The sequence below is a fragment of the Pseudomonas onubensis genome (genome assembly GCF_965653655.1).
Taxonomy (GTDB): Bacteria; Pseudomonadota; Gammaproteobacteria; order Pseudomonadales; family Pseudomonadaceae; genus Aquipseudomonas.
The window spans coordinates 14,928-39,990 of record NZ_CBFHAZ010000057.1 but is presented as its reverse complement, the minus strand read 5'-3'; the positions used below and the strand labels follow the sequence as shown (position 1 = coordinate 39,990).

Sequence of the window (25,063 nt, the reverse complement as noted above, 5' to 3'; positions counted from 1 at the left end):
GGAAAGTATTAATATCACGCATAAGAACGCCGGTTTGTTAGATGTGTTTGCTCGCACGAACATCATCAACCAAATCGGCGTTCTTGTTTCTGTGTTTCCCGGGATTCCGTGAAGAACCTTTTTTTTGCCCGTTATTTAATGTGATCGTTCCCACGCTCCGCGTGGGAATGCCGCCTAGGACGCTCTGCGTCCTGCACCTGTAGTTGTGAGATAAAAAAAGGCGCGATCCTCATCAGGATCGCGCCTTCTTTTTCAGCCGCAGGCTATCAGCTACCTAACGCCTTGGACGCCAGCCAGAACAACCCGGCCGAAAGGCCCACGGTTGCCGGCAAGGTCAACACCCAGGCCATCAGAATGGTCTTCACGGTGCCACCTTGCAGGCCGCTCTTGTTGGCGACCATGGTGCCGGCCACACCGGACGACAACACGTGGGTGGTCGACACCGGCAGGCTGAAGATGTTGGCCAGGCCAATCATGCTCGCCGTGGTGATCTGCGCCGACATGCCTTGGGCATAGGTCATGCCCTGCTTGCCGATCTTCTCACCGATGGTCAGTACCACACGCTTCCAGCCCACCATGGTGCCCAGGCCCAGGGCCAGTGCGACAGCGAGGATCACCCAGAACGGGGCGTATTCGGTGGTGGCGGTCAAGTCTTTGCGCAGCTTGTCCAGGTCGGACTTCTCACGCGCTTCCAGGCCCGGCAGCTTGCCGACTTTCTTCGCGGTGTCGTCCAGGCACAGCAGGTAGCGGCGCACTTCAATGCGGTGCTCGGCAGTCAGCGAGTGGTAGTCGGAAACGCCTTTCAGGGTTTCCATCAATGCATTGATAGTCGGCTCGGTTTGCTGCGGGTTGCACTGGAACTTGCCCGGCAGGTCGTCCTTCACGCTTTTGCCCAGTGCCAGAAACTCACCGAGGGTGGCGTTGTTACGCTCGTAGAACTGGCTCAGGTGCACGGTAGCGTCACGGGTACGTTCGATCTGGTAGGTGGTGCTGCCCAGGTCGAGTACGAACTGCGCCGGTACGATACCGATGAGCACCAGCATGATCAGGCCGATACCCTTCTGGCCATCGTTGGAACCGTGCACGAAGCTCACGGCCATGGCCGAGATCACCAGTACCAGACGGTTCCAGAACGGTGGGTGCTTCTTGTCGTCAAGCTTGCGGCGCTGGTCCGGGGTCTTGTGCATTTTCGACAGTGGGCGCCACCATTTCAGGCCGATCAGCACCAGGGCTGCGACCAGGAAGCCGGCCATCGGCGAGAACACCAGGGAAGCACCGATATCGATGGCTTTCTGCCAGTTCACACCGTCAGCCAGGGGGATGTCGTTGATCAGGGCATTGGCCAGGCCGACACCGAGGATCGAACCGATCAGGGTGTGGGAACTGGAGGCCGGGATACCGAAGTACCAGGTGCCCAGGTTCCAGGTGATCGCCGCTGCCAATAAAGAGAAGACCATTGCCAGACCGTGGCCGGTGTTCACATTGATCAGCAACTCCACCGGCAGCAGGTGCACGATGGCGTAGGCGACACCGACACCACCGAGCAACACGCCGAGGAAATTGAACACCCCGGAGAAGAACACGGCCAGGTGCGGCGGCATGGCTTTGGTATAGATGACTGTGGCCACCGCGTTAGCGGTGTCATGAAAGCCATTGATGAACTCGAAGGCGAGGACAAAGGCCAGGGCGAGCAACAGGCTCACTAGAACCCAAGCATCCAGTCCGCTGAATAAATCGATCATGAAGGTTTTCTGACCCGGTCGTAAGGGGGCGCGATTATGCCAGAAAACCTCAGTAATCGATGCATTAGCTGCTCATCGGTAACAATCTTCACTGAAAAAGCATCGGGCAAAGCGGTGCATCCCAGGGTTTTCGGGGCTTTGGCAAGTCTTTGATTTATAAAGTATGGGGCCGAAAAGACACGGATTTGTCATGCAAACGTCATGTCTGAAACATTTGTATGAAATTTCGTTGGCAGCTGCAGGACGCTGACCAATGGTAAGTCCATGCGCGGTGCCCTCCGCCGGCGGTGAGCCGGCAGAGCCAGCCAGACAAGACCCTGGAAACTCAGAGCGAAGGGCTTATGGCTCTTCGGTTTTGAGTTCCTGTTCAATCTTTTGGATTTCCTGGGCAAATGCCTGATCGAGCAAACTGGCGCGTTTGCGCCATGGTTTGCGCTCGGGTTCAGGTTGTGCGGCGTAGGTGGTGACTTCCCCGCCGTAAACGTCCTTGTAACGTTGTTCCTGGCGCTCAAGTTCCGCGCGCAGTTCGTCTTTCGTCACAGTGTTACCTAATTAAGTTGAGTGTATTGACTGTGCAACGGCATGCCTGAAAGTCGTCCTCGGGTTGTTTAAAATTGAACAGTTCAACCATTCAAGTTTGAAAAAGAGACCAAAGGGCAAATCTTATAAACAGGTATGTGTGACCGATGATGCATGCAACACGCATCGCTTGGTGAGCTCCACTCCCGATGACAATCAAACCGGGCCGACCTCTGCACAAGCTGCATTATAGCGGCGCATTTGGATAAAACTATCAGCATTAAGTTAAAAAGCGTCAACTTCGTGTGAGACTTTTGTTACATGACGGTGTGAGTCATTCGCGCGTTCTGCGCATTACTGTAGTGGTCCCGCCGGCTGTCGGGTTCCACCGGCAGAATTGCGATAATCGCATGGCCGTCCGATAATCGCCCAATGTTGCGGGCGCCACCTTGTGCATCCCGGCTGGCGCGGCTTGTAATGGCGGCCAACCCTCCCTGCGGTTGAAAACAAGAGAAAGGACCCTTGAAATGAACGATCAATTGCGCAACTCCTTCGCATCAGTGGCGCCGCCGATCGTGGCTTCACCGGCCAAGCGTATCCAGGCGTTTACCGGTGATCCGGACTTCATGACCTCCCTGGCGCGTGGGCTGGCGGTGGTGCAGGCGTTTCAGGAGCGCAAGCGCCACCTGACCATCGCCCAGATCAGCCACCGCACCGAAATCCCGCGTGCCGCCGTGCGCCGTTGCCTGCACACCTTGATCAAACTCGGTTATGCCACCACCGATGGGCGCACCTATTCGTTGCTGCCCAAGGTCCTGACCCTGGGGCATGCCTATTTGTCCTCCACGCCTTTGGCCGTATCGGCCCAGCCGTACCTGGACCGCATGAGCGAGCAATTGCACGAAGCCTGCAACATGGCCACCCTGGAAGGCGACGACATCCTGTATATCGCCCGCTCTGCCACCACCCAGCGCCTGATCTCGGTGGACCTGTCGGTGGGCGGGCGTTTGCCGGCGTATTGCACATCGATGGGGCGCATCCTCCTGGCGGCGCTGGACGATGCCTCGCTCAAGGACTATCTCGACCACGCCGACCTGCAAACCAAGACCAGCCGCACCCTGACCACGCCAGAAGCCTTGTTCGAATGCCTGCAACAAGTGCGTCAGCAGGGCTGGTGCATCGTCGATCAGGAACTCGAGCAGGGCCTGCGTTCCATCGCCGTGCCGGTGTACGACGCTTCCGGCCAGGTGTTGGCCGCGCTCAATGTCAGCACCCACGCCGGGCGTGTCAGCCGCAGCGAGTTGGAGCAGCGTTTTTTGCCGAGCATGCTCAGCGCCAGCCGCGAACTGAGTGCGCAACTGTTTGCCTAAGTGTTCGGTGACCGCACAGATCCCGGCTTGATCAATTGACGCTGTTTCCCCCGACTTATTACTGTGCGGCAGCGCTCTGAAGAGCCGCCCAATAATAATGACGACCCCAGGTCGTTGGCCCGCCATCGGTGTGGAATAAAAATAATGAATCAGCCTTCTGTCGGTACCACCCTGGACGTGCAGTCCTTTATCAACGCCCAGCCACTGTCGCGCTACCAGTGGCGCGTGGTGATCCTGTGTTTCCTGATTGTCTTCCTCGACGGCCTCGACACCGCCGCCATGGGCTTTATTGCGCCTGCGTTGTCCCAGGATTGGGGCATCGACCGTGCGAGCCTTGGCCCCGTAATGAGCGCCGCGTTGATCGGCATGGTGTTCGGCGCACTCGGTTCCGGCCCGCTGGCGGACCGTTTCGGCCGCAAAGTGGTGTTGGTGAGCGCGGTGTTGGTGTTTGGCGCGTTCAGCCTGGCCTCGGCCTACAGCACCAACGTCGACCAGTTACTGGTCCTGCGCTTCCTGACCGGGCTGGGCCTGGGCGCGGGAATGCCGAACGCCACGACGTTGCTGTCGGAATACACCCCCGAGCGCCACAAATCGTTGCTGGTTACCAGCATGTTCTGCGGTTTCAACCTGGGCATGGCCGGCGGCGGGTTTATCTCGGCCAAGCTGATCCCGGCGTTCGGCTGGCATAGCCTGCTGCTGATCGGCGGGATTCTGCCGTTGATTCTCGCGGTGGTGCTGCTGGTCTGGCTGCCGGAATCGGCGCGTTTCCTGGTGGTGCGCAATCGCGGTACCGACAAGGTGCGCAAAACCTTGTCACCCATCGAACCCACGATCGTTGCCCAGGCCACCCGCTTCAGCGTGCCCGAGCAAAACACCGTCAAGGCCCGCAACGTCTTCGCGGTGATCTTCTCCGGCACCTACAGCGCCGGCACCTTGCTGCTATGGCTTACCTACTTTATGGGCCTGGTGATTGTTTACCTGCTGACCAGCTGGCTGCCGACCCTGATGCGCGACAGTGGCGCCAGCATGGAACAGGCCGCCTTTATCGGCGCGTTGTTCCAGTTTGGCGGCGTGCTCAGTGCGGTCGGCGTGGGCTGGGCGATGGACCGCTTCAACCCTCACAAGGTCATCGGCACTTTCTACCTGCTGGCCGGGGTGTTTGCCTACGCTGTCGGGCAGAGCCTGGGCAATATCACACTGTTGGCGACCTTGGTGTTGATCGCCGGGATGTGCGTCAACGGCGCGCAATCGGCGATGCCGTCCCTGGCCGCGCGCTTCTACCCGACCCAGGGCCGCGCCACCGGTGTGTCGTGGATGCTTGGCATTGGCCGTTTTGGCGCGATCCTTGGCGCGTGGATGGGCGCCACCTTGCTGGGCCTGGGCTGGAACTTCGAACAGGTGCTGACGGCGCTGGTGATTCCGGCGGCGTTGGCCACGGCTGCTGTGGTGATCAAGGGTATGGTCAGCCATGCGGATGCTACCTGACATAGATCGATAGCCTGCCAACAATCCGTTCGATAATCGAACGCTGAGTCGATTATCGGATTGTTTGGCCCATTTGCCCGGCTTAATCTTCAAGCACTTCGGCGCCACCTCAGCGCCTTTTTCGATCAACACCGGGAGCCCAACCCCATGGCTGAAATTCTCACCTTGCGTGATGCGGTCAAGCGCTTCGTGAACGACGGCGATACCGTCGCCCTCGAAGGCTTCACCCATCTGATCCCTACGGCAGCAGGTCATGAAATCATTCGTCAGGGCAAGAAAGACCTGACGCTGGTGCGTATGACGCCTGACCTGATTTACGACCAGTTGATCGGTGCCGGCTGCGCGCGCAAGTTGATTTTCTCTTGGGGTGGCAACCCTGGCGTGGGTTCCCTGCATCGCCTGCGCGACGCCGTTGAAAAACAATGGCCGCAGCCGCTGGAGATCGAAGAACACAGCCACGCCGACCTGGCCAATGCCTACGTCGCCGGTGCCTCGGGCCTGCCGTTTGCGGTGTTGCGCGCCTATGCCGGTTCCGACCTGCCCAAGGTCAACCCGCTGATCAAGACCGTGAGCTGCCCATTCACCGGCGAAGTGCTGGCGGCCGTGCCGTCGGTGCGCCCGGACATCACCGTGATCCACGCACAAAAGGCCGACCGCAAGGGCAACGTACTGCTCTGGGGCATTCTTGGTGTGCAAAAGGAAGCGGCCCTGGCGGCCAAGCGCTGCATCGTCACCGTCGAAGAAATCGTCGACGACCTGAATGCACCGATGAACAGTTGCGTATTGCCGACCTGGGCCCTGACTGCGGTGTGCCATGTACCCGGTGGTGCGCACCCGTCTTACGCCCACGGCTACAACGAGCGCGACAACCGCTTTTATCAGGCGTGGGACCCGATCGCCCGTGACCGTGGGACCTTTACCGCGTGGATCGACGAATACATCCACGGCACCGCTGACTTCAGTGAATTCCAGGCCAAGCTGGTCAACGCGCAGGAGGCCAAGTAATGGCTTACTCGACCAATGAAATGATGACCGTCGCCGCCGCGCGCCGTCTCAAGAACGGCTCGGTGTGCTTTGTCGGCATCGGCTTGCCTTCCAAGGCCGCCAACCTGGCACGCCTGACCTCGTCGCCGGACGTGGTGCTGATCTACGAATCCGGCCCGATTGGCGCCAAGCCATCAGTGCTGCCGCTGTCCATCGGTGACGGCGAACTGGCGGAAACCGCCGACACGGTAGTGCCGACCGGTGAGATTTTTCGCTACTGGCTGCAAGGCGGGCGCATTGACGTCGGCTTTCTCGGCGCCGCCCAGGTCGACCGTTTCGGCAATATCAACACCACCGTGGTGGGCGACTACCACCAACCCAAAGTGCGCTTGCCGGGTGCCGGTGGCGCGCCGGAGATTGCCGGTTCCGCCAAGAGTGTGTTGATCATCCTCAAGCAGTCGGCGCGTTCGTTTGTCGACAAGCTGGACTTCATCACCTCGGTTGGCCATGGCGAAGGCGGTGACTCACGTAAGCGCCTGGGCCTGCCTGGCGCCGGTCCTGTAGGGATTATTACCGACCTGTGCATTATGGAACCGGAGGAGGGCAGCCATGAGTTCGTGGTTACCGCGCTGCACCCTGGCGTAACCCGCGAGCAGGTGGTGGCGGCCACCGGTTGGGCAATTCGTTTTGCCGACCACGTAAGCACCACCGCCGAGCCGACGGACGTGGAGCTGACCGCGCTGCGTGATCTCGAAGCGCGCACTGCCGCTGCCCACGGCCAAGCACCGGGAGAAGCCTGATGCGTGACGTGTTTATCTGTGATGCCATCCGCACGCCCATCGGCCGCTTTGGCGGTGGTTTGTCCACGGTGCGCGCCGATGACTTGGCAGCCTTGCCAATCAAGGCGCTGATCGAGCGCAACCCGTCGGTGGACTGGAGCGCGGTCGACGAAGTATTCCTCGGCTGCGCCAACCAGGCCGGTGAAGACAACCGCAACGTCGCGCGTATGGCGTTGCTGTTGGCGGGTTTGCCGGAAAGTATTCCGGGCGTGACCCTCAACCGCTTGTGCGCCTCGGGCATGGACGCGATCGGCACGGCCTTTCGCGCCATCGCCAGCGGCGAAATGGAGCTGGCGATTGCCGGTGGTGTCGAGTCGATGTCCCGTGCGCCGTTCGTGATGGGCAAGGCTGACGCTGCGTTTTCGCGCAACATGAAGCTGGAAGACACCACCATCGGCTGGCGTTTTATCAACCCGTTGATGAAGGCCCAATACGGCGTGGATGCGATGCCGCAAACCGCCGATAACGTCGCCGACGACTACAACGTGTCCCGCGCCGATCAGGACGCCTTCGCCCTGCGCAGCCAGCAACGCACTGCCGCCGCGCAAGCCGCCGGGTTCTTTGCCGAAGAAATCGTGCCGGTGCGCGTCGCCCATAAAAAGGGCGAAACCGTGGTGGAGCACGACGAGCATCCACGCGACACCACCCTGGAGGCCCTGGCCAAACTCAAGCCGGTTAATGGCCCGGATAAAACCGTCACCGCCGGCAATGCGTCGGGCGTGAATGACGGTGCGGCGGCGCTGATTCTGGCGTCTGCCGAAGCGGTCAAACAGCACGGCCTCACCGCCCGCGCCCGCGTATTGGGCATGGCCAGCGCCGGTGTTGCGCCGCGGGTGATGGGCATCGGCCCGGTGCCGGCGGTGCGCAAACTGGTGGAGCGCCTCGGTTTGGCGATCACCGACTTTGACGTGATCGAACTCAACGAAGCCTTCGCCAGCCAAGGCCTGGCGGTGCTGCGTGAACTGGGGATCGCCGACGATGCCGCGCAGGTCAACCCTAACGGCGGCGCCATCGCCCTTGGCCACCCGTTGGGCATGAGCGGCGCGCGGTTGGTGCTGACGGCACTGCATCAGTTGGAGAAAACCGGCGGCCGCAAAGGCCTGGCGACCATGTGTGTGGGCGTCGGCCAAGGCTTGGCCCTGGCGATTGAACGCATCTAATAAGAGAGGATTGCTGCATGAGTGACAAGCCCGGTTACCGGCGCCCGCAAGCGGGCACCCAACCTGATTACCTGCACCCGGCCTACCAATCGACGAACCTGCGTTCGCCGTCCCAGCCATTGGTGTTTTTGCCGCATTCCTTGTCGGAAATCACCGGCCCGACCATCGGCGCCGAGCGGATCAACGAGAAGGGCAACGACCTCACCGCCCAGCACGAAGGCGAGCCCCAGGGCGAGCGCATCATCATCCACGGCCGTGTGCTGGATGAAAACGGCCTGCCGGTGCCGGGTATTCTGGTGGAGATCTGGCAGGCCAACGCCGCCGGTCGCTACAACCACAAGCGCGACCTGCACGACGCGCCGCTGGACCCGAACTTTACCGGCACCGGCCGCACCGTCACCGACGCCGACGGCTGGTATCAGTTCCAGACCATCAAGCCCGGCGCCTACCCGTGGGGCAACCACCACAACGCGTGGCGCCCGGCGCATATCCACTTCTCGCTGTTTGGCCCCAGCGTGCTGACGCGGCTGGTCACGCAGATGTATTTCCCCGGCGACCCGCTGCTGGAATACGACCCGATCTACAACTGCGTGCCGGACACCAGCGCCAAGCAGCGGCTGATCGCCAGTTTTGATCTGGAAAAAACCATTCCGTCCTATGCCCTCGGCTATCGCTGGGACATCGTTTTGCGCGGCCGCGACGCCACGCCGATGGAGAAATGAGATGACCCTCAATGCGACCACGTCCCACACCGTCGGGCCGTATTACCACATCGGCCTGACCTGGCTGAACCGCGAAGACCTGACCGTGCCGGCCACCTTGGGCGAGCGCGTGGCGATCAGCGGGCAAGTGGTGGACGGCAACGGTGATGCCGTCAACGACGCCATGCTGGAAGTCTGGCAAGCCAATGCCGCCGGCAAGTACGACCACCCCGAAGACGAGCAGGCCAAGGCCGTCGATCCCAACTTTGAAGGGTTTGGCCGGGTGCCGGTGGATGCCGAAGGCCGTTTTCGGTTTACCACCATCAAGCCTGGCAGTGTGCCGGGCCTGCAAGGCACGACCCAGGCGCCGCACCTGGTGGTGCTGGTGTTTGCCCGTGGTTTGGTCAAGCACTTGCTGACGCGGATCTATTTCGACGGTGAAGCGTTGAATGGCGATGACCCGTTGCTGGCGTGTGTGCCTGCTGAGCGTCGCGGCACGTTGATTGCCAAGCCGGATGCGCAGGGTGTGCATCAGTGGAATGTGATTTTGCAGGGCACAGACAAGGAAACGGTGTTCTTCGATTATTGAGTGATCGTTCCCACGCTCCGCGTGGGGACGCATCCTGTGACGCTCTGCGTCACGATTTACAGAGCGGACGCGGAGCGTCCCAGGCGGCATTCCCACGCAGAGCGTGGGAACGATCACCAAAAGTCTGCTTGCGGAACATGGTTGTTGCAAAGTATGTCTAGGCTATAACCGTTCCCACTGAGTGAAAAAAACATGACAACAACAACGAGTCACTACACCGGAGAAGAACGCAGCAAACGGATTTTTGCGATTGTCGGGGCCTCCTCCGGCAACCTGGTCGAATGGTTCGACTTCTACGTCTATGCCTTCTGCGCGATTTATTTCGCCCCAGCGTTTTTTCCGTCAGACAACCCCACCGTCCAGTTGGTCAACACCGCCGGTGTGTTCGCCGCCGGGTTCCTGATGCGACCTATCGGTGGCTGGCTGTTTGGCCGTGTGGCCGACAAACACGGCCGCAAGAACTCGATGATGATCTCGGTGCTGATGATGTGCGCAGGCTCCCTGGTTATCGCCTTTTTGCCTACCTACAAGGACATTGGCATTTGGGCGCCGATTTTTCTCTTGATAGCTCGGCTGTTTCAGGGCCTGTCGGTAGGCGGTGAGTACGGCACTACCGCGACTTACATGAGTGAAGTCGCGTTGAAGGGCCAGCGTGGTTTTTTTGCATCGTTCCAATACGTGACCCTGATCGGCGGCCAGTTGCTGGCGGTGCTGGTGGTGGTGATCCTGCAACAGATCCTCACCGAAGAAGAGCTGCGTGCCTGGGGCTGGCGGATCCCGTTTGTGATTGGTGCCATTGCGGCGGTGATTTCGCTGATGTTGCGTCGCACCTTGAAAGAAACCACCAGCAAAGAAATGCGTGAAGACAAAGACGCCGGCAGCATTGCTGCATTGTTTCGCAACCACACCGGGGCCTTCATCACCGTGTTGGGCTACACCGCCGGTGGCTCGTTGATTTTCTACACCTTCACCACGTACATGCAGAAATACCTGGTGAACACCGTGGGCATGCACGCCAAGACCTCGAGCTACATCATGACCGGCGCGCTGTTCCTGTACATGTGCATGCAGCCGCTGTTCGGCATGCTGGCGGACAAGATCGGTCGACGTAATTCGATGCTCTGGTTCGCAGGCCTGGGCACGCTGTTCACCGTGCCGATCCTGCTGACCTTGAAAACCGTCACCAGCCCGTTCCTGGCCTTTGTGCTGATCACCCTGGCCTTGGCGATCGTCAGCTTCTACACCTCGATCAGCGGCCTGGTCAAAGCCGAGATGTTCCCGCCGCAGGTGCGCGCACTGGGTGTGGGCCTGGCTTATGCGGTGGCGAATGCGATTTTTGGTGGTTCGGCCGAAGTCGTTGCGTTGAGCCTGAAGTCGATTGGCATGGAAAATACCTTTTACTGGTACGTCACCGCGATGATGGCGGTCGCGTTCCTGTTCAGCCTGCGACTGCCCAAACAGGCGGCTTATCTACACCACGACCTCTAGGGATGAGTTATGACACTGCGCACGAGCAATCAACTGTTCGACGCTTACTTCACCGCTGACAGCATGGCCGAGGTGTTCTGCGACCAGGGACGTTTGCAGGGCATGCTGGATTTCGAAGCGGCGCTGGCCCGGGCCGAGGCCCGGGTCGGGTTGATACCCCAAGCCGCCGTCGCGCCGATTGCCCAGGCGTGCCTGGCTTCACTTTACGATGTGGACGCCCTCGGCGCGGCGATTGCCACGGCGGGGAATTCGGCGATTCCACTGGTGAAGGCGTTGGGCAAGTTGATTGCCGCTGAAGATGCCGGCGCCGAGCGTTACGTGCACCTGGGCGCGACCAGCCAGGATGTGATGGACACCGGGCTGGTGCTGCAACTGCGCCAGGCGTTGGCGCTGATCGAAGCGGACCTGGCGCAATTGGGCGACGTGCTTGCTGCCCAGGCCCAGCGTTATGCCAACGTGCCCCTGGCTGGGCGAACCTGGTTGCAGCATGCGACGCCGGTCACCCTCGGAATGAAAATCGCCGGTTGGCTGGGCGCGGTCACGCGCAGTCGCCAGCGTCTGGCCGAGCTGAAACCGCGCTTGTTGGTGCTGCAATTTGGTGGCGCGTCCGGCACCTTGGCGGCACTCGGTGAGCACGCCATGCCGGTGGCGCACGCCTTGGCAACTGAACTGCAACTGGGTTTGCCCGAGCAGCCCTGGCACACCCAACGTGATCGGCTGGTCGAGTTTGCCAGCGCGCTCGGCCTGATCGCTGGCAGCCTCGGCAAACTGGGGCGCGACCTCAGCCTGTTGATGCAGACCGAAGCGGCGGAGGTGTTCGAACCGTCGGCGCCAGGCAAAGGCGGCTCATCGACCATGCCGCACAAGCGTAACCCGGTGGGCGCCGCCGTGTTGATCAGCGCGGCCACCCGCGTGCCGGGGTTGGTGGCGACGATGTTCAGCGCCATGCCCCAGGAGCATGAGCGCAGCCTGGGCCTGTGGCACGCCGAGTGGGAAACCTTGCCAGAGATTTGCCGGCTGGTGTCCGGTGCCTTGAAACAGGCGCTGCTGGTGAGCCAAGGCTTGGAGGTCGACCCCGAGCGTATGGCGCACAACCTTGACCTGACTCAAGGCCTGGTGCTGGCCGAAGGCGTGAGCATCGTGCTTGCCCAACGCCTGGGCCGCGAGACCGCACACCACTTGCTGGAACACTGTTGCAAACGCGCCGTCGCCGAACGGCGCCATCTGCGCGCAGTACTGGCAGACGCACCGCAGGTCACCGCCGAGCTGTCGGCAGCCGAACTGGACCGCCTGCTCGACCCGGCCCACTACCTGGGCCAGGCTCAAACCTGGGTCACCCGTGCGGTGACCGACCATTTTGCATTGACCGCGTAAGGAGACCTCCGTGGCATCTGTACAACTGGCCGAAGGCCCATTGCATTACCAGCTGGACGGGCCTGAGGGCGCGCCGGTGCTGGTGTTGTCCAACTCGTTGGGCACCGACCTGCATATGTGGGACGTGCAGATTCCGGCCTTCATCAAGCACTTTCGCGTGCTGCGTTTCGATACCCGTGGGCACGGCAAATCCCTGGTCACCGAGGGGCCGTACAGTATCGAGCAGTTGGGACGCGACGTGATTGCGTTGCTCGATGCGTTGGATATTCAGCGTGCGCATTTTTGCGGGTTGTCCATGGGCGGCCTGATCGGCCAATGGCTGGGCATCCACGCAGGTGATCGCCTGCTGCGCCTGGTGGTGTGCAACACCGCCGCCAAGATCGGCACGCCAGAGATCTGGAACCCGCGAATCGAGATGGTTTTGCGTGACGGTGCGGCGGCCATGGTAGCGCTGCGCGATGCGTCGATTGCACGCTGGTTTACCGCCGATTTCGCCGCCGCCAACCCGCACCAGGCCCAGCAGATTACCGACATGCTCGCCGCCACGTCGCCCCAGGGTTACGCCGCCAGCTGCGCAGCTGTACGGGATGCGGATTTGCGCGAGCAACTGTCCACAATCCAAGTGCCGACCCTGGCGATTGCCGGCACCGAAGATGCCGTCACGCCCCCGGCCGGCAGCCACTTTATCCAGAACCAGATCAAGGGGGCCGAGTACGCCGAGTTCTACGCGGCGCACCTTTCCAACGTACAAGCCGGCGCGGCGTTCAGCGAGCGTGTCGTGGAATTTTTGCTGGCCCGTTAAGGAGTTTTTTTGTGGACGAGAAACAACGTTATGCCGATGGCCTGCAAGTGCGCCGCGAAGTGCTGGGCGATGCGCATGTCGACCGCAGCCTCAGTGCCCTGACCGAGTTCAACAGCGAATTTCAGGAAATGATCACCCGCCACGCCTGGGGTGATATATGGACCCGCCCCGGCCTGCCTCGACATACCCGCAGCCTGATCACCATCGCCATGTTGATCGGCATGAACCGCAGTGAAGAGTTGAAGCTGCACCTGCGCGCCGCCGCCAGCAATGGCGTGACCCGTGCGCAGATCAAGGAAGTGCTGATGCAGAGCGCGATCTACTGTGGGATACCGGCGGCGAATGCCACGTTTCACCTGGCCGAGTCGGTGTGGGATGAGTTGGGTATCGAGTCGCGCCAGCAAGATTGAATCTGAAATACGCTCAAAATGTGGGAGCTGGCTTGCCTGCGATACAGGCAACTCGGTTTGTCGGTTAAACCGAGGTGATGCCATCGCAGGCAAGCCAGCACCCACAGTAAACCTCCTGTGTTTGAGAGGTCAGTGTGAGTCCGCATCCCATATCCAGTTCCACACTCCAGGCAAATGCACGGCTTCATTCACATCCTTCACCGTGCGCGCCAATGCTGCGCGCTCCAGCCCGGCATGCTCGGTGTAGAACGGCTCGGTAGCCACCTTCATGCCGTTGATCCGCGCGCTGTCCATCAGGATCTGTAAGTACTCCTGTAAATGTCGCGCGGTATAGCGGTTGATATCGTGGAAGGTCACCACCACCGGTATCACGCCGTCGACTGTGGGCAGTTCGCCCAAGGCAATGCGCTCGCGCACCACCGACAGTTGCCGATACAAATTCGACCGCCGGCGTGGGCTGCCATTGAAACCCCAGATCTTGCCGTCATTGGCACTCAGGTCAGTCAGCAGCACATGCATGCCGTGGCGCTGGTAGGCGGCGAAGGTGCGTCTGTCATAGTTCCAGAACGGCGGGCGTACCAGGGTGGGCGCAGTGCCAGTGATTGAGGCAATGTCGGCTGCGCCTTCGGCGAGGGTACTTTCCAGCTCGGCATCATTGAGCCAGCGATGGTTGGTGTGAAACGCCGTGGCCGTGTGAAAGGCCAATACATGTCCGGCAGCGTATTCACGCTGCATGGTCGTGCGGCCTCGCGGGCTGCCGCCGGAGCGTGAGGCTTCAGTCTGCAGGAAAAACACCGCTTTGATGCCAGGCAGCACCGGGTTATGGGCAAGGTCGGCAACCACTGAACGGCTCGGGTTGTTGTAGCCCGAGGCGCTGGGGCCGTCATCGAAGGTCAGCAGAAAACGGATTGGCGCCTGGGTTTGCAGGCGCTGCGCGGTCTGCGGGGTCATGGCGATGGGCGCGCTGATGCAGCCGCTGAGGGTCAGCGCCAGGGCAATTGCGATGGCGTAAAATTTCATGGTGTGCACTGGCCCAAATGAAAGCTGCTGCTGGGTGAACCAGCAGCAGGCGGTGCACGATACAGCACATTTTTATTTGAAAAAATGCATACCTCAATGGCTACTGCGACTTCGCTCTTAAGTCTTAGGCGTATTCGGTTCGCAGCGGCCTCCCCATTTCTTTTCTCAGTGAGTTCTCATTGAACGGAGATGGATTTGTTACTGTTGGCGGGGTCGAGGGATCGTTATCGTAGTCAAAAGGTGGCGTATCAGTAGGCAGGCCTATAGCCTGCAGTTCAGCATTTATTTGACGGTCGGATTCGGGGCCTGTGGCACCGCTTAAGAACGTACCGTTTGCACCATTCCAAGCATGCGACATCTCATGGTAGAACTGGACAATGGGAGACGTCGTACTCGGTCCGTCCATAATAAAAGTTGGTGTGTAATAAAGCCTGCCTTGGTCCGCGCGCGCGCCAGCTACCCCGTCTTTCAAGCCGCCACGTCTCGGGTCATCCAGGCCGATCTTGCGTTGCTCCTCCCGGCTGAGTTGTTGCAAATCCTTGGAACCGAATACATATCCATTAAAAGGCCCTGGTTCGATAGTGACGGGGGCTCCGTTTCTCTCAGCCGCTTTGTCCATCTCTTCAAGCATCTTCTTCCCTGCGGGGGAGGCGCGAAGCAGTTCCAGGTCATCTTCGACCCGTTGTTTGAAGTCGTCCGGCCCCTTGATATCAAACGCTTTGCGACCGGCATCGTTCGGCGTTACCTGTGTGATGCTTGATTTATCTGCGTCTAGCAGGCGAGCCTTGCCTTGCTCATAAATGCGTGCATTGGTGTTATTGGCCCATACGGTATCGTGCCCCTTCCCCGTATAGATTGCGCTGTCGTCGTGAGCCACCACCAGGTCGTCACCCAGGCCTGCGTTGATCACAGTATGTCCATTGCCAGCGTACAATTCGTCGTTGCCACTGCCACCGTCCAAGTAACCACTTTTCTGGGCAGACCCTGCGCCAGCATACATCCTGTCCTTCCCGGCGTTTCCGTACATCACCGAGTCACCGCTGCCGCCCACCATCGTGTCGTCACCCTCATTGCCTTCGGCATAGCCGATACCGCTGCCAAGGCGAATAGTATCGTTTCCGCGTCCGCCATAAACTTCGGTACGTCCTCCCCCTGCTTGAACGGTGTCGTCACCGTCACCTGCTTCGATCGTCGCGTTGACAGTGACATTGGGATCCAGGGTTATGTTGTCATTGCCTCCACCGGATTGAATGATCAGGGTAAAGAATGGAGGGGGAGGGGCGTTTTTGTCTGGCGACGAGGTCGATTGAGGGGAGGGACCATTGAAGGTGTAAGTCCTGTCGTTGACGCATACGCTCAGTTGGCCATCCGGTCGTTGGCTGACATGGATGCGGTCCGATGAGTCCCCCGTTTTGAGTGTCAGGGCCGTACCTACGTGCTTCAGGTTTTTGGGGTCCCTATGGGATTCAAAAATTTCCTGGCTGACACTCAGGTCTTTTTCATCTACCAGCATCTCTGTCCTGGGACGGACCCAACTGCCACCGCTGGGCGGAGTCGAGCTCTCCTGGGACGAAGGGGACACAGGTGCTATTGAGGGAGATATTGGAGAGGTTACTGAGCTCATTTGGATGATACCTGCCAGTTTCGATTCGGTCGTTGTTCCAAGCCTGCGCTTATTCGAGGATCAAGGTCCCACTCAGTCGTCAATCAGCAAGTAATGGTTCCTTCATCTTCTGAGAAAAAGTATTTCCGGGTTATGAGAGTATTCAGACAGCGTTTGTCAGAAATGTTGATGCGGCGCACAGTGGTCGTCACGTGCGCCTCCCGGGGTGGCGGAAGCAGGGGCCACCCAGGTCATTGAGGGCCTATAGCAAGCTGATCGGGTAACTGACAATCAAGCGGTTCTCATCAAACTCATTGTTGCTGTAGTCCCGGCGCATCGTGGAATTGCGCCAGCGCACGTTCAGATCCCTGAAAGTGCCGCTCTGCACCGTGTAGCCCAACTCACTCTCGCGCCCCCATTCCTTGCCGTCGGTGACGGTGCCCGTGTGCACGTTGCTGCCGCTGATATAGCGGTTCATCAAGGTCAGGCCCGGTATGCCGAGGGCGGCGAAGTTATAGTCGTGGCGCACCTGCCAGGACTTTTCCTGGGGGTTGTCGTAGCTTGCGTTGTAGCTGTCGTTGGCCAGGGTGCCGCCGCTGGTGCCGTTGACGCGCATCCACGCACTGTTGCCGGTGAGTTTTTGCAGGCCGACGTAGAAGGTGTTGCCGCCGTAACGGGCGGAGAACAGGCCGGACCAGGTCCTGTTGTCCAGCTCCCCGGCACGTGCGCTGCCGTCGTCCTTGCCGTAGAAGAACCCGAGGTTGGCGCCCAGGGTCCAGTCGCCTATGGGCTGGCTATGGATCAGGTTGATGTATTGCTGGCTGTAAATGTCCTTGAGTTGGGCATTCCACACGCCAATCTGGGTGCGTTTGTCGTTGAATGCGTATTCACCGCCCTGGAAGTTAAAACGGTCGGAGGTGAAGGCGGTTTTACCGAACATCGACATGTGGGTCATGCTGCTGTCGTCGCGCGGGCTGTTGGCGCGGAACTGGCCGCCGTAGAGGGTCAGGCCGTCGATTTCCCTGGAAGTGATCTGCCCGCCACGCAAGGTTTGCGGCAGGGAGCGGCCGTCGTCCGAACGCAAAATCGGCAGCACCGGCATCCACTCGCCGACTTTGACTTCGGTCTTGGAAATCCGCGCCTTGAACGCCACGCCCAAACGCCCGAAGTTATCCGCCGGGCGGCCGTCGCGGTCCAGCGGCAACAGCTGGGTGCCGCCGGTGCCACGCCCGCCATCGAGCTTTTGTGAGTACATGCCCAGTACATCCAAACCGAAACCCACCGTGCCCCGGGTGAAGCCGGACTTGGCGTCGAGGATGAAACTTTGCGTCCACTCCTGCGCGCCGCCCTGACTTTTGGTCGGGTTGGTGTAATTGCGGTTGAAGAAGAAATTGCGCAGGTTGAGGTTGGCGCTGGCGTCCTCGAGAAAGCCGTGTTCTTCGGCGGCGACGGGCAGGGCAAGGCTGGCGACAGCGGTTGCCAGCAATAGCTGGCGCGGGCGGAACGTGCTCATGGTGTTGGACCTGTTGTTATTGGGGTTATGCAGGTGCGGGCCATGGTGCGGGGCGGTGCGGGGGCGATGAAAGTAGGTAGGGCGGGTTGTGGGCGATGATCGAACGCAAATAAGGGGGATCAACATGTCAGCTTCAGGCGCATTGGCGCAGGTGTCTACTGTCAGTGTTGACAGTAGATGTTGTGGCTCCAGCGGCTTATGTTCCAAGCAACAGCAACATTTTTTGAAGGTATCTAAGGAGTGGAATTTCATGAGCTTTGGATCAGAGATGGGTGGCTATTTAACGACGTCGGATGAGTTCAGGGCAGACTTGATCATCGATGATCAAGAAACGATCCCGATTGATTTCAACAGCTTCCAATTGACTTATAAAAAGGGCGAATCATTTTTTATTCACCTCGGTCTGGTGAATGACTCAGGCCAAAAAAATGAACTGACACTGAGTGGGACTGTGCTGGCATCGGGTATGACTTATCCGATTTCTCCAGTATTCAAAGGCGTGGCGGCACGCTTCGCTTTGGCAAACTACACGCAGTCGCTGCCGGCGGATTACTCCGGAATGTTCAACGTCGAGTCGGTCAACACCAGCGAGTATGGTGTCACGACGGTGACTGGCAGCTTTTCAATCTATTTTCAGGATGCTGGCAAGGATCTTGAGGTCCGGTGTCAGACCTTGAAGGTGAGCACTTGAGTAATAGGTCGTAGCAAGTTGGCGGGCATAAAAAAACCGCTTCCGGTGACGGAAGCGGTTTTTGCTTACTGCGGCGCTAGTTTTTACAATTGCATCAGAACAACTTCAGCGCCGGTGCTTCTTCTTTCAACGGCTCGTTCTTCGCGGTCTGCTCGTTCCAGCCACCGCCGAGGGCCTTGTACAGGTTGACCTCGCTATTGAGCTGCGCCAGGCGGTCGGTGATCAGCGATTGCTGGGCACTGAACAGTTGGCGCTGGGCGTCGAGGAAGGTCAGGTTGCTGTCGACACCAATGCGGTAGCGTCGCTCGGCCAGGCGGTAGTAATCCTGGTTGGCCGCGACGAAGCCACGTTGGGCATCCAATTGCTGCTTGTAGGTCTCACGGGCGGCGAGGCCGTCGGAAACTTCCTGGAAGCCGGTCTGGATGGCCTTCTCGTAGTTGGCCACGTTGATTTCTTTCTGGATCTTCGAGTAGTCCAGGCTTGCGCGCAGGCTACCGGCGTTGAAGATCGGGATGTTGATCTGCGGAGCAAACGACCAGGTGCCCGAACCGCCTTTGAACAGGCCGCCCAGGGTTGGGCTGGCGGTACCGGCGCTGGCGGTCAGGCTGATGCTCGGGAAGAACGCAGCACGGGCCGCGCCGATGTTGGCGTTGGCGGCTTTGAGGTTGTATTCGGCCTGCACAATGTCTGGGCGACGTTGCAGCAGGTCGGATGGCAACCCGGCAGGCACTTCGCTGAGCAGGTCATCCGACAGCGGCTTGCTGGTGATGTTGGCTGGCAGGCCAGTGCCCAGCAGCAGGGTCAGGCTGTTTTCGTCCTGTGCCACCTGGCGCGTATAGCGCGCCAGTTGTACGCGGGCGTTTTCCACCGAGGTGCGTGCCTGGCTGAGGTCGAGGGCCGAGGCCACGCCGACTTCGTTGCTGCGCGAGGTCAGCTTGAAGCTTTGCTCAAACGCGCCGAGGGTGTCCTGGGTCAGCTTGAGCAGTTCCTTGTCGGCCTGCCAGGTCAGGTAGGCATTCGCCACGCTGGCCACCAGGCTGATTTGGGTGCTGCGCCGTGCTTCTTCAGTGGCGAAGTACTTTTGCAGGGCTTCTTCACTCAGGCTGCGCACGCGACCGAACAGGTCCAGCTCATAGGCGCTGATACCCAGGCCAGCCGAGTACTGGCTGGTGATACCGGCTTCGCCGGTTTGCGACAGCTTGGCCGGGGTACGCGAACGGCTGCCGCTGCCGGTGGCCGAAACCGCCGGGAACAGGTCAGCACGCTGGATCTGGTACTGCGCCGCATAGGCGTCGATGTTCAAGGCCGCGACACGCAGGTCACGGTTGTTGACCAACGCGGTCTGGATCAGCTGTTGCAGGGCAGGGTCATGGAAAAACTGCTTCCAGCCTTGCTCTGCAGCGGCCTGGCCCGGCGCCTGGGCCGACGAATACGCCGGCCCCTGCGGGAACTGAGCCGCTACCGGCGCTTCGGGGCGCTGATAGTCAGGGATCAGCGAGCAGCCACTGAGCACGAATGCCGTGACGGCTAGGGAAAGTAGCGACTTGCTCATTGGCCAGCCTCTTTAGGAGTTTCAGTAGTGTCTTTCTTTTTGCGTTCGCCAGCTGAGGACACGGTTGCGTAGAACAGTGGCACCCAGAAGATCGCCAACACAGTGGCCGTGATCATACCGCCAATTACGCCGGTACCGATCGCATGCTGGCTGCCCGAACCTGCGCCGGTGGAAATCGCCAGTGGCAACACGCCGAGCATGAACGCCATGGACGTCATGATGATCGGGCGCAGACGCATGCGGGACGCTTCGATAGCCGCCTCGACAATGCCTTTGCCCTGTTCATGCAGCTCTTTGGCGAATTCCACGATGAGGATGGCGTTTTTCGCCGCCAGACCCACCGTCACCAGCAAGCCCACCTGGAAGAACACGTCGTTGGACAAACCGCGCAGGCTGGTGGCGATCAGTGCACCGATCACACCCAATGGCACCACGAGGATCACCGCGATCGGGATCGACCAGCTTTCGTACAGAGCAGCCAGGCAGAGGAACACTACCAGCAGCGACAAGGCGTACAACGCAGGTGCCTGGGAGCCGGACAGACGTTCTTCATACGACAGGCCGGTCCACGAGTAGCCCACACCGGCCGGCAAGTCTTTGGCAATGCGCTCGACTTCCGCCATCGCGTCACCGGTACTGTAGCCAGGTGCCGGGGTACCGAGGATTTCCATTGCCGCTACACCGTTGTAGCGCGAGAGCTTCGGCGAACCGAAGATCCACTTGCCCGACGAGATCGCCGACAGCGGCACCATCTTCCCGTCGTTGCTGCGCACGTACCACTTGTTCAGGTCTTCCGGGGACATGCGGCTGGCGGCGTCGCCCTGCACATACACCTTCTTCACACGGCCACGGTCGATGAAGTCGTTGACGTAGCTGCCACCCAAGGCAATCGCCAGGGTCTGCTGGATATCCGACAGGCTGATGCCCTGGGCACTGGCTTTCTCGTCGTCGACGGTCAGCTCGTACTGCGGTTCATCGTTCACGCCGTTAGGGCGCACGCCTGCCAGCACCTTGCTTTGCGCTGCCGCACCGAGGAACTGGTTACGCGCTGCCATCAGCTTGTCGTGGCCTACGCCACCCTGGTCTTGCAGGAACACGTCGAAACCGGTGGCGTTACCCAACTCGAGAACCGAAGGTGGCACGATGGCAAAAACCATGGCGTCCTTGAAGGCCCCAAAGAAGTAACCCTGGGCACGCTTGGCCACCTCGAACACCGACATGGACGCATCACGCTCGCCCCATGGCTTGAGCATCACGAACGCAAGGCCCGAGCTCTGGCCACGACCGGCAAAGTTGAAGCCGTTTACGGTAAATACCGATTTCACGGCCTTGCCTTCGCCCGGCTCGCCTTCTTTGTCATGCAGCAGGAAGGTGCGCATGTCGTCGATGACTTTTTGCGTGCGTTCAGCCGAAGAACCCACTGGCGTCTGCACCTGGGCAAAGATCACACCCTGGTCTTCCTCAGGCAGGAACGCGCTTGGAATACGGGTGAACATCCAGATCATGCCGGCCAGGATCAGCGCGTACACCAGGAATGCCGGGATCTTGTGCTTGATCATCGCGCCCACGCCGCGCTCGTACTTGAGTACGCCGCTGTCGAAGGTGCGGTTGAACCAGCCAAAGAAACCGCGCTTGGGTTGGCCGTGCTTCTCAGGGTCAATGGCCTTGAGCATGGTGGCGCACAAGGCCGGGGTGAAGATCAACGCAACCAGTACCGACAAGGCCATCGCCGACACAATGGTGATGGAGAACTGCCGGTAGATCACGCCGGTGGAACCGCCGAAGAACGCCATCGGCAGCAATACCGCCGACAGTACCAGGGCAATACCCACCAGGGCGCCCTGGATCTGGCCCATGGACTTGATCGTCGCTTCTTTCGGCGACAGATGCTCCTCGGCCATTACCCGTTCAACGTTTTCCACCACCACGATGGCATCGTCCACCAGCAAGCCGATGGCCAGAATCATGCCGAACATGGTCAGGGTGTTGATGGTAAAGCCGAACGCCGCCAGGATCCCGAAGGTACCCAGCAATACCACCGGTACGGTCATGGTGGTGATGATGGTGGCGCGGAAGTTCTGCAGGAACAGGAACATCACCAGGAACACCAGCACGATCGCTTCGACCAGGGTGTCAACCACACCGGAGATCGATTCGGTCACCACCGGGGTGGTGTCGTAAGGCACCACGGCTTTCATGCCAGGCGGGAAGAACGGTTCCAGGGATGCCACGGTGGCACGGATGGCCTTGCCGGTGTCCAGTGCGTTGGCACCGGCCGCCAGCTTGATCGCCATACCGGAGGCCGGCTTGCCGTTGAACTGTGCACTGATGCTGTAGTTCTGGCCGCCCAGTTCGATACGCGCAACGTCACGCAGGCGAACCTGCGAGCCGTCAGTGTTGACCTTCATCAGGATCTTGCCGAACTCGTCAGCCGATTGCAGACGTGTCTTGCCGATGATGGTGGCGTTCAGTTGGGTGCCGGGCAGGGCAGGCAGGCCGCCCAATTGACCGGTGGCCACCTGGACGTTCTGTGCCGCGATTGCGCTGCTGACATCCACCGGCGTGAGCTGGTAGTTGTTCAGCTTGGCCGGGTCCAGCCAGATACGCATGGCGTACTGCGAACCGAACACCTGGAAGTCACCGACACCCGCCGTACGGGAAATCGGGTCCTGGATGTTGGACACGATGTAGTTGGACAGGTCGTCCTTGGTCATGCTGCCGTCTTCGGACACCAGACCAATCACCATCAGGAAGTTCTTCACCGACTTGGTCACGCGAATACCCTGCTGCTGCACTTCTTGCGGCAGCAGTGGGGTCGCCAGGTTCAGCTTGTTCTGCACCTGAACCTGGGCGATGTCCGGGTTGGTACCCTGGTTGAACGTCGCGGTGATGGTCATGCTGCCGTCGGAGTTACTGTCCGAGGCGACATAACGCAGGTTGTCGATACCGTTGAGCTGTTGCTCGATCACCTGCACCACGGTGTCCTGCACGGTTTGTGCGGACGCGCCTGGGTAGGTCACCTGGATGTCGATGGCGGTCGGCGCAATGGCCGGGTATTGGTTGATGGGCAACTTCAGGATCGACAGTGCCCCGACCAGCATGATCACCAGGGCAATTACCCAGGCGAAAATGGGACGGTCGATAAAAAATTTCGACATGGATTACTCCCCTTTACCAGCATCGGCAGCAGGTGCTGCGGCAGTGCCGGCGGGTTTGGCGTTGTCAGCGTCCTTAACCTTGACTTCGATACCCGGCTTGATGAACTGCAGGCCTTCAGTGATCACGCGGTCACCGGCGTCCAGACCTTTTTCCACCAGCCAGTAGGCGCCGGCGGTGCGGTTGGCAACCAGTTGACGCTGCTCGACCTTGTTGTCCTTGTTCACGATCAGCGCCGTCGGGATGCCCTTGAGGTCACGGGTCACACCTTGCTGAGGTGCCAGGATGGCCTTGCTGTTCACACCGGCTTGCAGCTGGGCGTGTACGAACATGCCCGGCAGCAGGGTGTGGTCAGGGTTCGGGAATACGGCGCGCAAGGTGACGGAGCCCGTGGTCTGGTCAACCGACACTTCGGAGAACTCCAGCTTGCCATCCTGGGCGTAGGCGCTGCCGTCTTCCAGGGTCAGCTTGACCTTGGCGGCGTTGTCGCCGGCCTTTTCCAGCTGGCCGCTTTCCAGGTCACGGCGCAGTTTCAGCATTTCTGCCGAGGACTGGGTGACGTCGACGTAGATTGGGTCCAGTTGCTGGATCACAGCCATGGCGTCGGCCTGGCCATTGCTGACCAGTGCGCCTTCGGTGACCGAAGAACGACCAATACGCCCGGAGATCGGCGCGAACACTTTGGTGTAGCGCACGTTGATCTGGGCGGTTTGCACGTCGGCTTCAGACGTCATGCGGTTGGCCACGGCGGTGTCGTATTCCTGACGGCTGACGGCCTGCTCATCGACAAGTTGCTTGTAGCGGTCGGTGATCGACTTGGTCTGGGTCAGGCTCGCTTGTGCGCTTTTGAGGGTGGCGTCATACACAGACGGGTCGATCTGGTAGAGCTGTTGCCCTTCCTTCACGTCGCCGCCTTCCTTGAACAGACGCTTGAGAATGATGCCGTTCACCTGGGGACGAACTTCCGCGATGCGGTAGGCGGTGGTGCGGCCTGGCAGCTCGGATGTCAGGGTAAAGGCTTGCGGTTGAATAGTGACCACGCCGACCTGAGGGGTTTGAGCGGGCGGAGCCGCTTCTTCCTTTTTACATCCGCTGAGCAGCGATGCCAGGGCGACGGCAGTGACCAGAGCGGTAACAGCTGGCTTAAGTTGCATGAAGATCCTCGGGTCAGGCGCGCAAAATGCGCACAAGAAGTGTGGAAGGGTAAAAAACAAGCCATGAGTGGATAAGTAGCTTGCTACGCAATATACTTACGTTCACGGTTGTTTGTAAACTCTTGACAGGCTTCGCGGATTGTTGACAAAGCATCCGCCAAAGCCTCGATTTTAGTACGTTCGGCGCCCAAGACGACGTCGTCCCACAATTATTCAGATGATGCTCAAGCACCATCCACAGTGTCCTGATTGAGGTTTTACTGCCATGGTTCGTCGCACCAAAGAGGAAGCTCAGGAAACGCGCAGCCAGATTCTCGACGCCGCCGAGCAAGCCTTTTATCAACGCGGTGTGGCGCGCACTACGCTGGCGGACATCGCCGCGCTGGCCGGGGTGACGCGCGGGGCTATCTATTGGCACTTCAGTAACAAGTCCGATTTGCTCCAGGCACTGCTCGACACGCTGCACGAACCCCTGGACGAATTGGCCCGGGCCAGTGAAAGCGAGGATGAAGTCGACCCGCTGGGCTGTATGCGCAAGCTGTTGATCCGTCTCTATCATCAAGTGGCCCTGGACCCGAAAACCCGGCGCATCAACGAAATCCTGTTTCATAAGTGCGAGTTCACCGATGAAATGTGCGACATGCGGCGCCAACGCCAGACCCACAGCCTTGAATGCAACCTGCGCATTGGCCTGACACTGCGCAACGCGGTCCATCGCGGGCAACTTCCGGAAAACCTCGACACCACGCGAGGCGCGGTGTGCATCCATGCCTACATCCACGGCTTGATTGGCCAGTGGCTATTGGTCCCCGACAGCTTCCAATTGCACCAGGACGCTGAACGCTGGGTAGATGTTGGGCTGGACATGCTGCGCTTGAGCCCTAGCCTACGCAATTAAGACAAAATGCGTA

General features: G+C 59.9%; 21 protein-coding genes. 13 read left to right on the top strand and 8 right to left on the bottom strand.

The genetic code is table 11. The features are described 5' to 3' along the window. Nucleotides 1-266: 266 nt before the first annotated feature. Together ACTD9P_RS18365 and ACTD9P_RS18360 are read right to left on the bottom strand one after the other, a co-directional pair. Nucleotides 267-1,742 carry an inorganic phosphate transporter gene (locus ACTD9P_RS18365; RefSeq protein ID WP_438868812.1) on the bottom strand — a complete coding sequence of 492 codons (1,476 nt, stop codon included), beginning with the start codon at nucleotides 1,740-1,742 and terminating at the stop codon, nucleotides 267-269. A 339-nt stretch (nucleotides 1,743-2,081) separates the two neighbouring features. Then, nucleotides 2,082-2,282, bottom strand: coding sequence for a hypothetical protein (locus tag ACTD9P_RS18360; RefSeq protein WP_003189295.1), 201 nt, complete (start codon nucleotides 2,280-2,282; stop codon nucleotides 2,082-2,084). 506 nt (nucleotides 2,283-2,788) lie between these two features. Between ACTD9P_RS18360 and pcaR the strand changes: the two genes are divergently transcribed. The 11 genes from pcaR (at nucleotide 2,789) to pcaC (ending at nucleotide 13,463) form a co-directional block, all read left to right on the top strand. Further along, complete coding sequence (pcaR, locus tag ACTD9P_RS18355; protein WP_017137228.1) at nucleotides 2,789-3,631, top strand: pca regulon transcriptional regulator PcaR; 843 nt, start codon at nucleotides 2,789-2,791, stop codon at nucleotides 3,629-3,631. Between the two features lie 144 nt (nucleotides 3,632-3,775). Continuing rightward, on the top strand, nucleotides 3,776-5,116 hold the full coding sequence (gene pcaK, locus ACTD9P_RS18350; protein ID WP_219337689.1) for a 4-hydroxybenzoate transporter PcaK: 1,341 nt from the start codon (nucleotides 3,776-3,778) through the stop codon (nucleotides 5,114-5,116). A gap of 147 nt (nucleotides 5,117-5,263) precedes the next feature. Then, a complete protein-coding gene (locus ACTD9P_RS18345) occupies nucleotides 5,264-6,121 on the top strand; it encodes a CoA transferase subunit A (RefSeq protein WP_438868811.1) in 858 nt (285 codons plus the stop codon). After that, nucleotides 6,121-6,900, top strand: coding sequence for a CoA-transferase subunit beta (locus ACTD9P_RS18340; RefSeq protein WP_058421725.1), 780 nt, complete (start codon nucleotides 6,121-6,123; stop codon nucleotides 6,898-6,900). Before ACTD9P_RS18345 ends, ACTD9P_RS18340 begins: the two co-directional genes overlap by 1 nt. Further along, entirely contained in the window at nucleotides 6,897-8,099 is a 1,203-nt protein-coding gene (pcaF, locus tag ACTD9P_RS18335) for a 3-oxoadipyl-CoA thiolase (RefSeq protein ID WP_438868813.1), read from the top strand. Before ACTD9P_RS18340 ends, pcaF begins: the two co-directional genes overlap by 4 nt. Before the next feature lie 17 nt (nucleotides 8,100-8,116). Then, a complete protein-coding gene (gene pcaH / locus ACTD9P_RS18330) occupies nucleotides 8,117-8,821 on the top strand; it encodes a protocatechuate 3,4-dioxygenase subunit beta (protein ID WP_438868810.1) in 705 nt (234 codons plus the stop codon). Nucleotide 8,822: 1 nt separating this feature from the next. Beyond that, nucleotides 8,823-9,389 carry a protocatechuate 3,4-dioxygenase subunit alpha gene (gene pcaG, locus ACTD9P_RS18325; protein WP_438868809.1) on the top strand — a complete coding sequence of 189 codons (567 nt, stop codon included), beginning with the start codon at nucleotides 8,823-8,825 and terminating at the stop codon, nucleotides 9,387-9,389. Nucleotides 9,390-9,581: 192 nt separating this feature from the next. Continuing rightward, nucleotides 9,582-10,877 carry an MFS family transporter gene (locus tag ACTD9P_RS18320; RefSeq protein ID WP_307420141.1) on the top strand — a complete coding sequence of 432 codons (1,296 nt, stop codon included), beginning with the start codon at nucleotides 9,582-9,584 and terminating at the stop codon, nucleotides 10,875-10,877. Between the two features lie 9 nt (nucleotides 10,878-10,886). After that, nucleotides 10,887-12,251: a 3-carboxy-cis,cis-muconate cycloisomerase gene (locus ACTD9P_RS18315; RefSeq protein ID WP_438868808.1), complete on the top strand. Its 1,365-nt coding sequence runs from the start codon at nucleotides 10,887-10,889 to the stop codon at nucleotides 12,249-12,251. 10 nt (nucleotides 12,252-12,261) lie between these two features. Continuing rightward, nucleotides 12,262-13,053: a 3-oxoadipate enol-lactonase gene (gene pcaD, locus ACTD9P_RS18310; protein ID WP_438868807.1), complete on the top strand. Its 792-nt coding sequence runs from the start codon at nucleotides 12,262-12,264 to the stop codon at nucleotides 13,051-13,053. Between the two features lie 11 nt (nucleotides 13,054-13,064). Further along, nucleotides 13,065-13,463, top strand: a complete 399-nt coding sequence (gene pcaC, locus ACTD9P_RS18305) for a 4-carboxymuconolactone decarboxylase (protein ID WP_438868806.1) — start codon at nucleotides 13,065-13,067, stop codon at nucleotides 13,461-13,463. A gap of 129 nt (nucleotides 13,464-13,592) precedes the next feature. Here pcaC and ACTD9P_RS18300 read toward each other — a convergent pair whose 3' ends face one another. From ACTD9P_RS18300 to ACTD9P_RS18290, 3 genes are all read right to left on the bottom strand, one after another. After that, entirely contained in the window at nucleotides 13,593-14,483 is an 891-nt protein-coding gene (locus tag ACTD9P_RS18300) for a polysaccharide deacetylase family protein (protein WP_438868805.1), read from the bottom strand. 124 nt (nucleotides 14,484-14,607) lie between these two features. Further along, nucleotides 14,608-15,996, bottom strand: coding sequence for a M91 family zinc metallopeptidase (locus tag ACTD9P_RS18295; RefSeq protein ID WP_438868804.1), 1,389 nt, complete (start codon nucleotides 15,994-15,996; stop codon nucleotides 14,608-14,610). Nucleotides 15,997-16,348: 352 nt separating this feature from the next. Beyond that, nucleotides 16,349-17,599 carry an OprD family porin gene (locus ACTD9P_RS18290; protein ID WP_438868803.1) on the bottom strand — a complete coding sequence of 417 codons (1,251 nt, stop codon included), beginning with the start codon at nucleotides 17,597-17,599 and terminating at the stop codon, nucleotides 16,349-16,351. 124 nt (nucleotides 17,600-17,723) lie between these two features. Here ACTD9P_RS18290 and ACTD9P_RS18285 point away from each other — a divergent pair, with 124 nt between their 5' ends. Continuing rightward, nucleotides 17,724-18,290: a hypothetical protein gene (locus tag ACTD9P_RS18285; protein WP_438868802.1), complete on the top strand. Its 567-nt coding sequence runs from the start codon at nucleotides 17,724-17,726 to the stop codon at nucleotides 18,288-18,290. Nucleotides 18,291-18,384: 94 nt separating this feature from the next. On the opposite strand, the gene adeC is transcribed toward ACTD9P_RS18285, so the two are convergent. Genes adeC through ACTD9P_RS18270 form a run of 3 tightly spaced genes read right to left on the bottom strand, consistent with a single transcriptional unit; the run spans nucleotide 18,385 to nucleotide 24,152 of the window. Continuing rightward, complete coding sequence (gene adeC / locus ACTD9P_RS18280; protein WP_438868801.1) at nucleotides 18,385-19,842, bottom strand: AdeC/AdeK/OprM family multidrug efflux complex outer membrane factor; 1,458 nt, start codon at nucleotides 19,840-19,842, stop codon at nucleotides 18,385-18,387. Next, entirely contained in the window at nucleotides 19,839-23,000 is a 3,162-nt protein-coding gene (locus tag ACTD9P_RS18275) for an efflux RND transporter permease subunit (protein ID WP_438868800.1), read from the bottom strand. Before ACTD9P_RS18275 ends, adeC begins: the two co-directional genes overlap by 4 nt. A gap of 3 nt (nucleotides 23,001-23,003) precedes the next feature. After that, a complete protein-coding gene (locus ACTD9P_RS18270) occupies nucleotides 23,004-24,152 on the bottom strand; it encodes an efflux RND transporter periplasmic adaptor subunit (RefSeq protein ID WP_438868799.1) in 1,149 nt (382 codons plus the stop codon). Nucleotides 24,153-24,417: 265 nt separating this feature from the next. Here ACTD9P_RS18270 and ACTD9P_RS18265 point away from each other — a divergent pair, with 265 nt between their 5' ends. Continuing rightward, nucleotides 24,418-25,050: a TetR family transcriptional regulator gene (locus ACTD9P_RS18265; RefSeq protein WP_138816379.1), complete on the top strand. Its 633-nt coding sequence runs from the start codon at nucleotides 24,418-24,420 to the stop codon at nucleotides 25,048-25,050. Nucleotides 25,051-25,063: the final 13 nt, after the last annotated feature.

Bases quoted from the DNA above. Each gene is read 5' to 3' on its own strand.
- ACTD9P_RS18285 (WP_438868802.1), top strand. From the start codon at position 17,724: ATGTCAGCTTCAGGCGCATTGGCGCAGGTGTCTACTGTCAGTGTTGAC.
- ACTD9P_RS18295 (WP_438868804.1), bottom strand. From the start codon at position 15,996: ATGCTGGTAGATGAAAAAGACCTGAGTGTCAGCCAGGAAATTTTTGAA.
- pcaK (WP_219337689.1), top strand. From the start codon at position 3,776: ATGAATCAGCCTTCTGTCGGTACCACCCTGGACGTGCAGTCCTTTATC.
- ACTD9P_RS18300 (WP_438868805.1), bottom strand. From the start codon at position 14,483: ATGAAATTTTACGCCATCGCAATTGCCCTGGCGCTGACCCTCAGCGGC.
- adeC (WP_438868801.1), bottom strand. From the start codon at position 19,842: ATGAGCAAGTCGCTACTTTCCCTAGCCGTCACGGCATTCGTGCTCAGT.
- pcaR (WP_017137228.1), top strand. From the start codon at position 2,789: ATGAACGATCAATTGCGCAACTCCTTCGCATCAGTGGCGCCGCCGATC.
- ACTD9P_RS18315 (WP_438868808.1), top strand. From the start codon at position 10,887: ATGACACTGCGCACGAGCAATCAACTGTTCGACGCTTACTTCACCGCT.
- pcaG (WP_438868809.1), top strand. From the start codon at position 8,823: ATGACCCTCAATGCGACCACGTCCCACACCGTCGGGCCGTATTACCAC.
- ACTD9P_RS18290 (WP_438868803.1), bottom strand. From the start codon at position 17,599: ATGAGCACGTTCCGCCCGCGCCAGCTATTGCTGGCAACCGCTGTCGCC.
- pcaH (WP_438868810.1), top strand. From the start codon at position 8,117: ATGAGTGACAAGCCCGGTTACCGGCGCCCGCAAGCGGGCACCCAACCT.
- ACTD9P_RS18345 (WP_438868811.1), top strand. From the start codon at position 5,264: ATGGCTGAAATTCTCACCTTGCGTGATGCGGTCAAGCGCTTCGTGAAC.
- ACTD9P_RS18365 (WP_438868812.1), bottom strand. From the start codon at position 1,742: ATGATCGATTTATTCAGCGGACTGGATGCTTGGGTTCTAGTGAGCCTG.
- ACTD9P_RS18320 (WP_307420141.1), top strand. From the start codon at position 9,582: ATGACAACAACAACGAGTCACTACACCGGAGAAGAACGCAGCAAACGG.
- ACTD9P_RS18275 (WP_438868800.1), bottom strand. From the start codon at position 23,000: ATGTCGAAATTTTTTATCGACCGTCCCATTTTCGCCTGGGTAATTGCC.
- ACTD9P_RS18270 (WP_438868799.1), bottom strand. From the start codon at position 24,152: ATGCAACTTAAGCCAGCTGTTACCGCTCTGGTCACTGCCGTCGCCCTG.
- ACTD9P_RS18265 (WP_138816379.1), top strand. From the start codon at position 24,418: ATGGTTCGTCGCACCAAAGAGGAAGCTCAGGAAACGCGCAGCCAGATT.
- ACTD9P_RS18340 (WP_058421725.1), top strand. From the start codon at position 6,121: ATGGCTTACTCGACCAATGAAATGATGACCGTCGCCGCCGCGCGCCGT.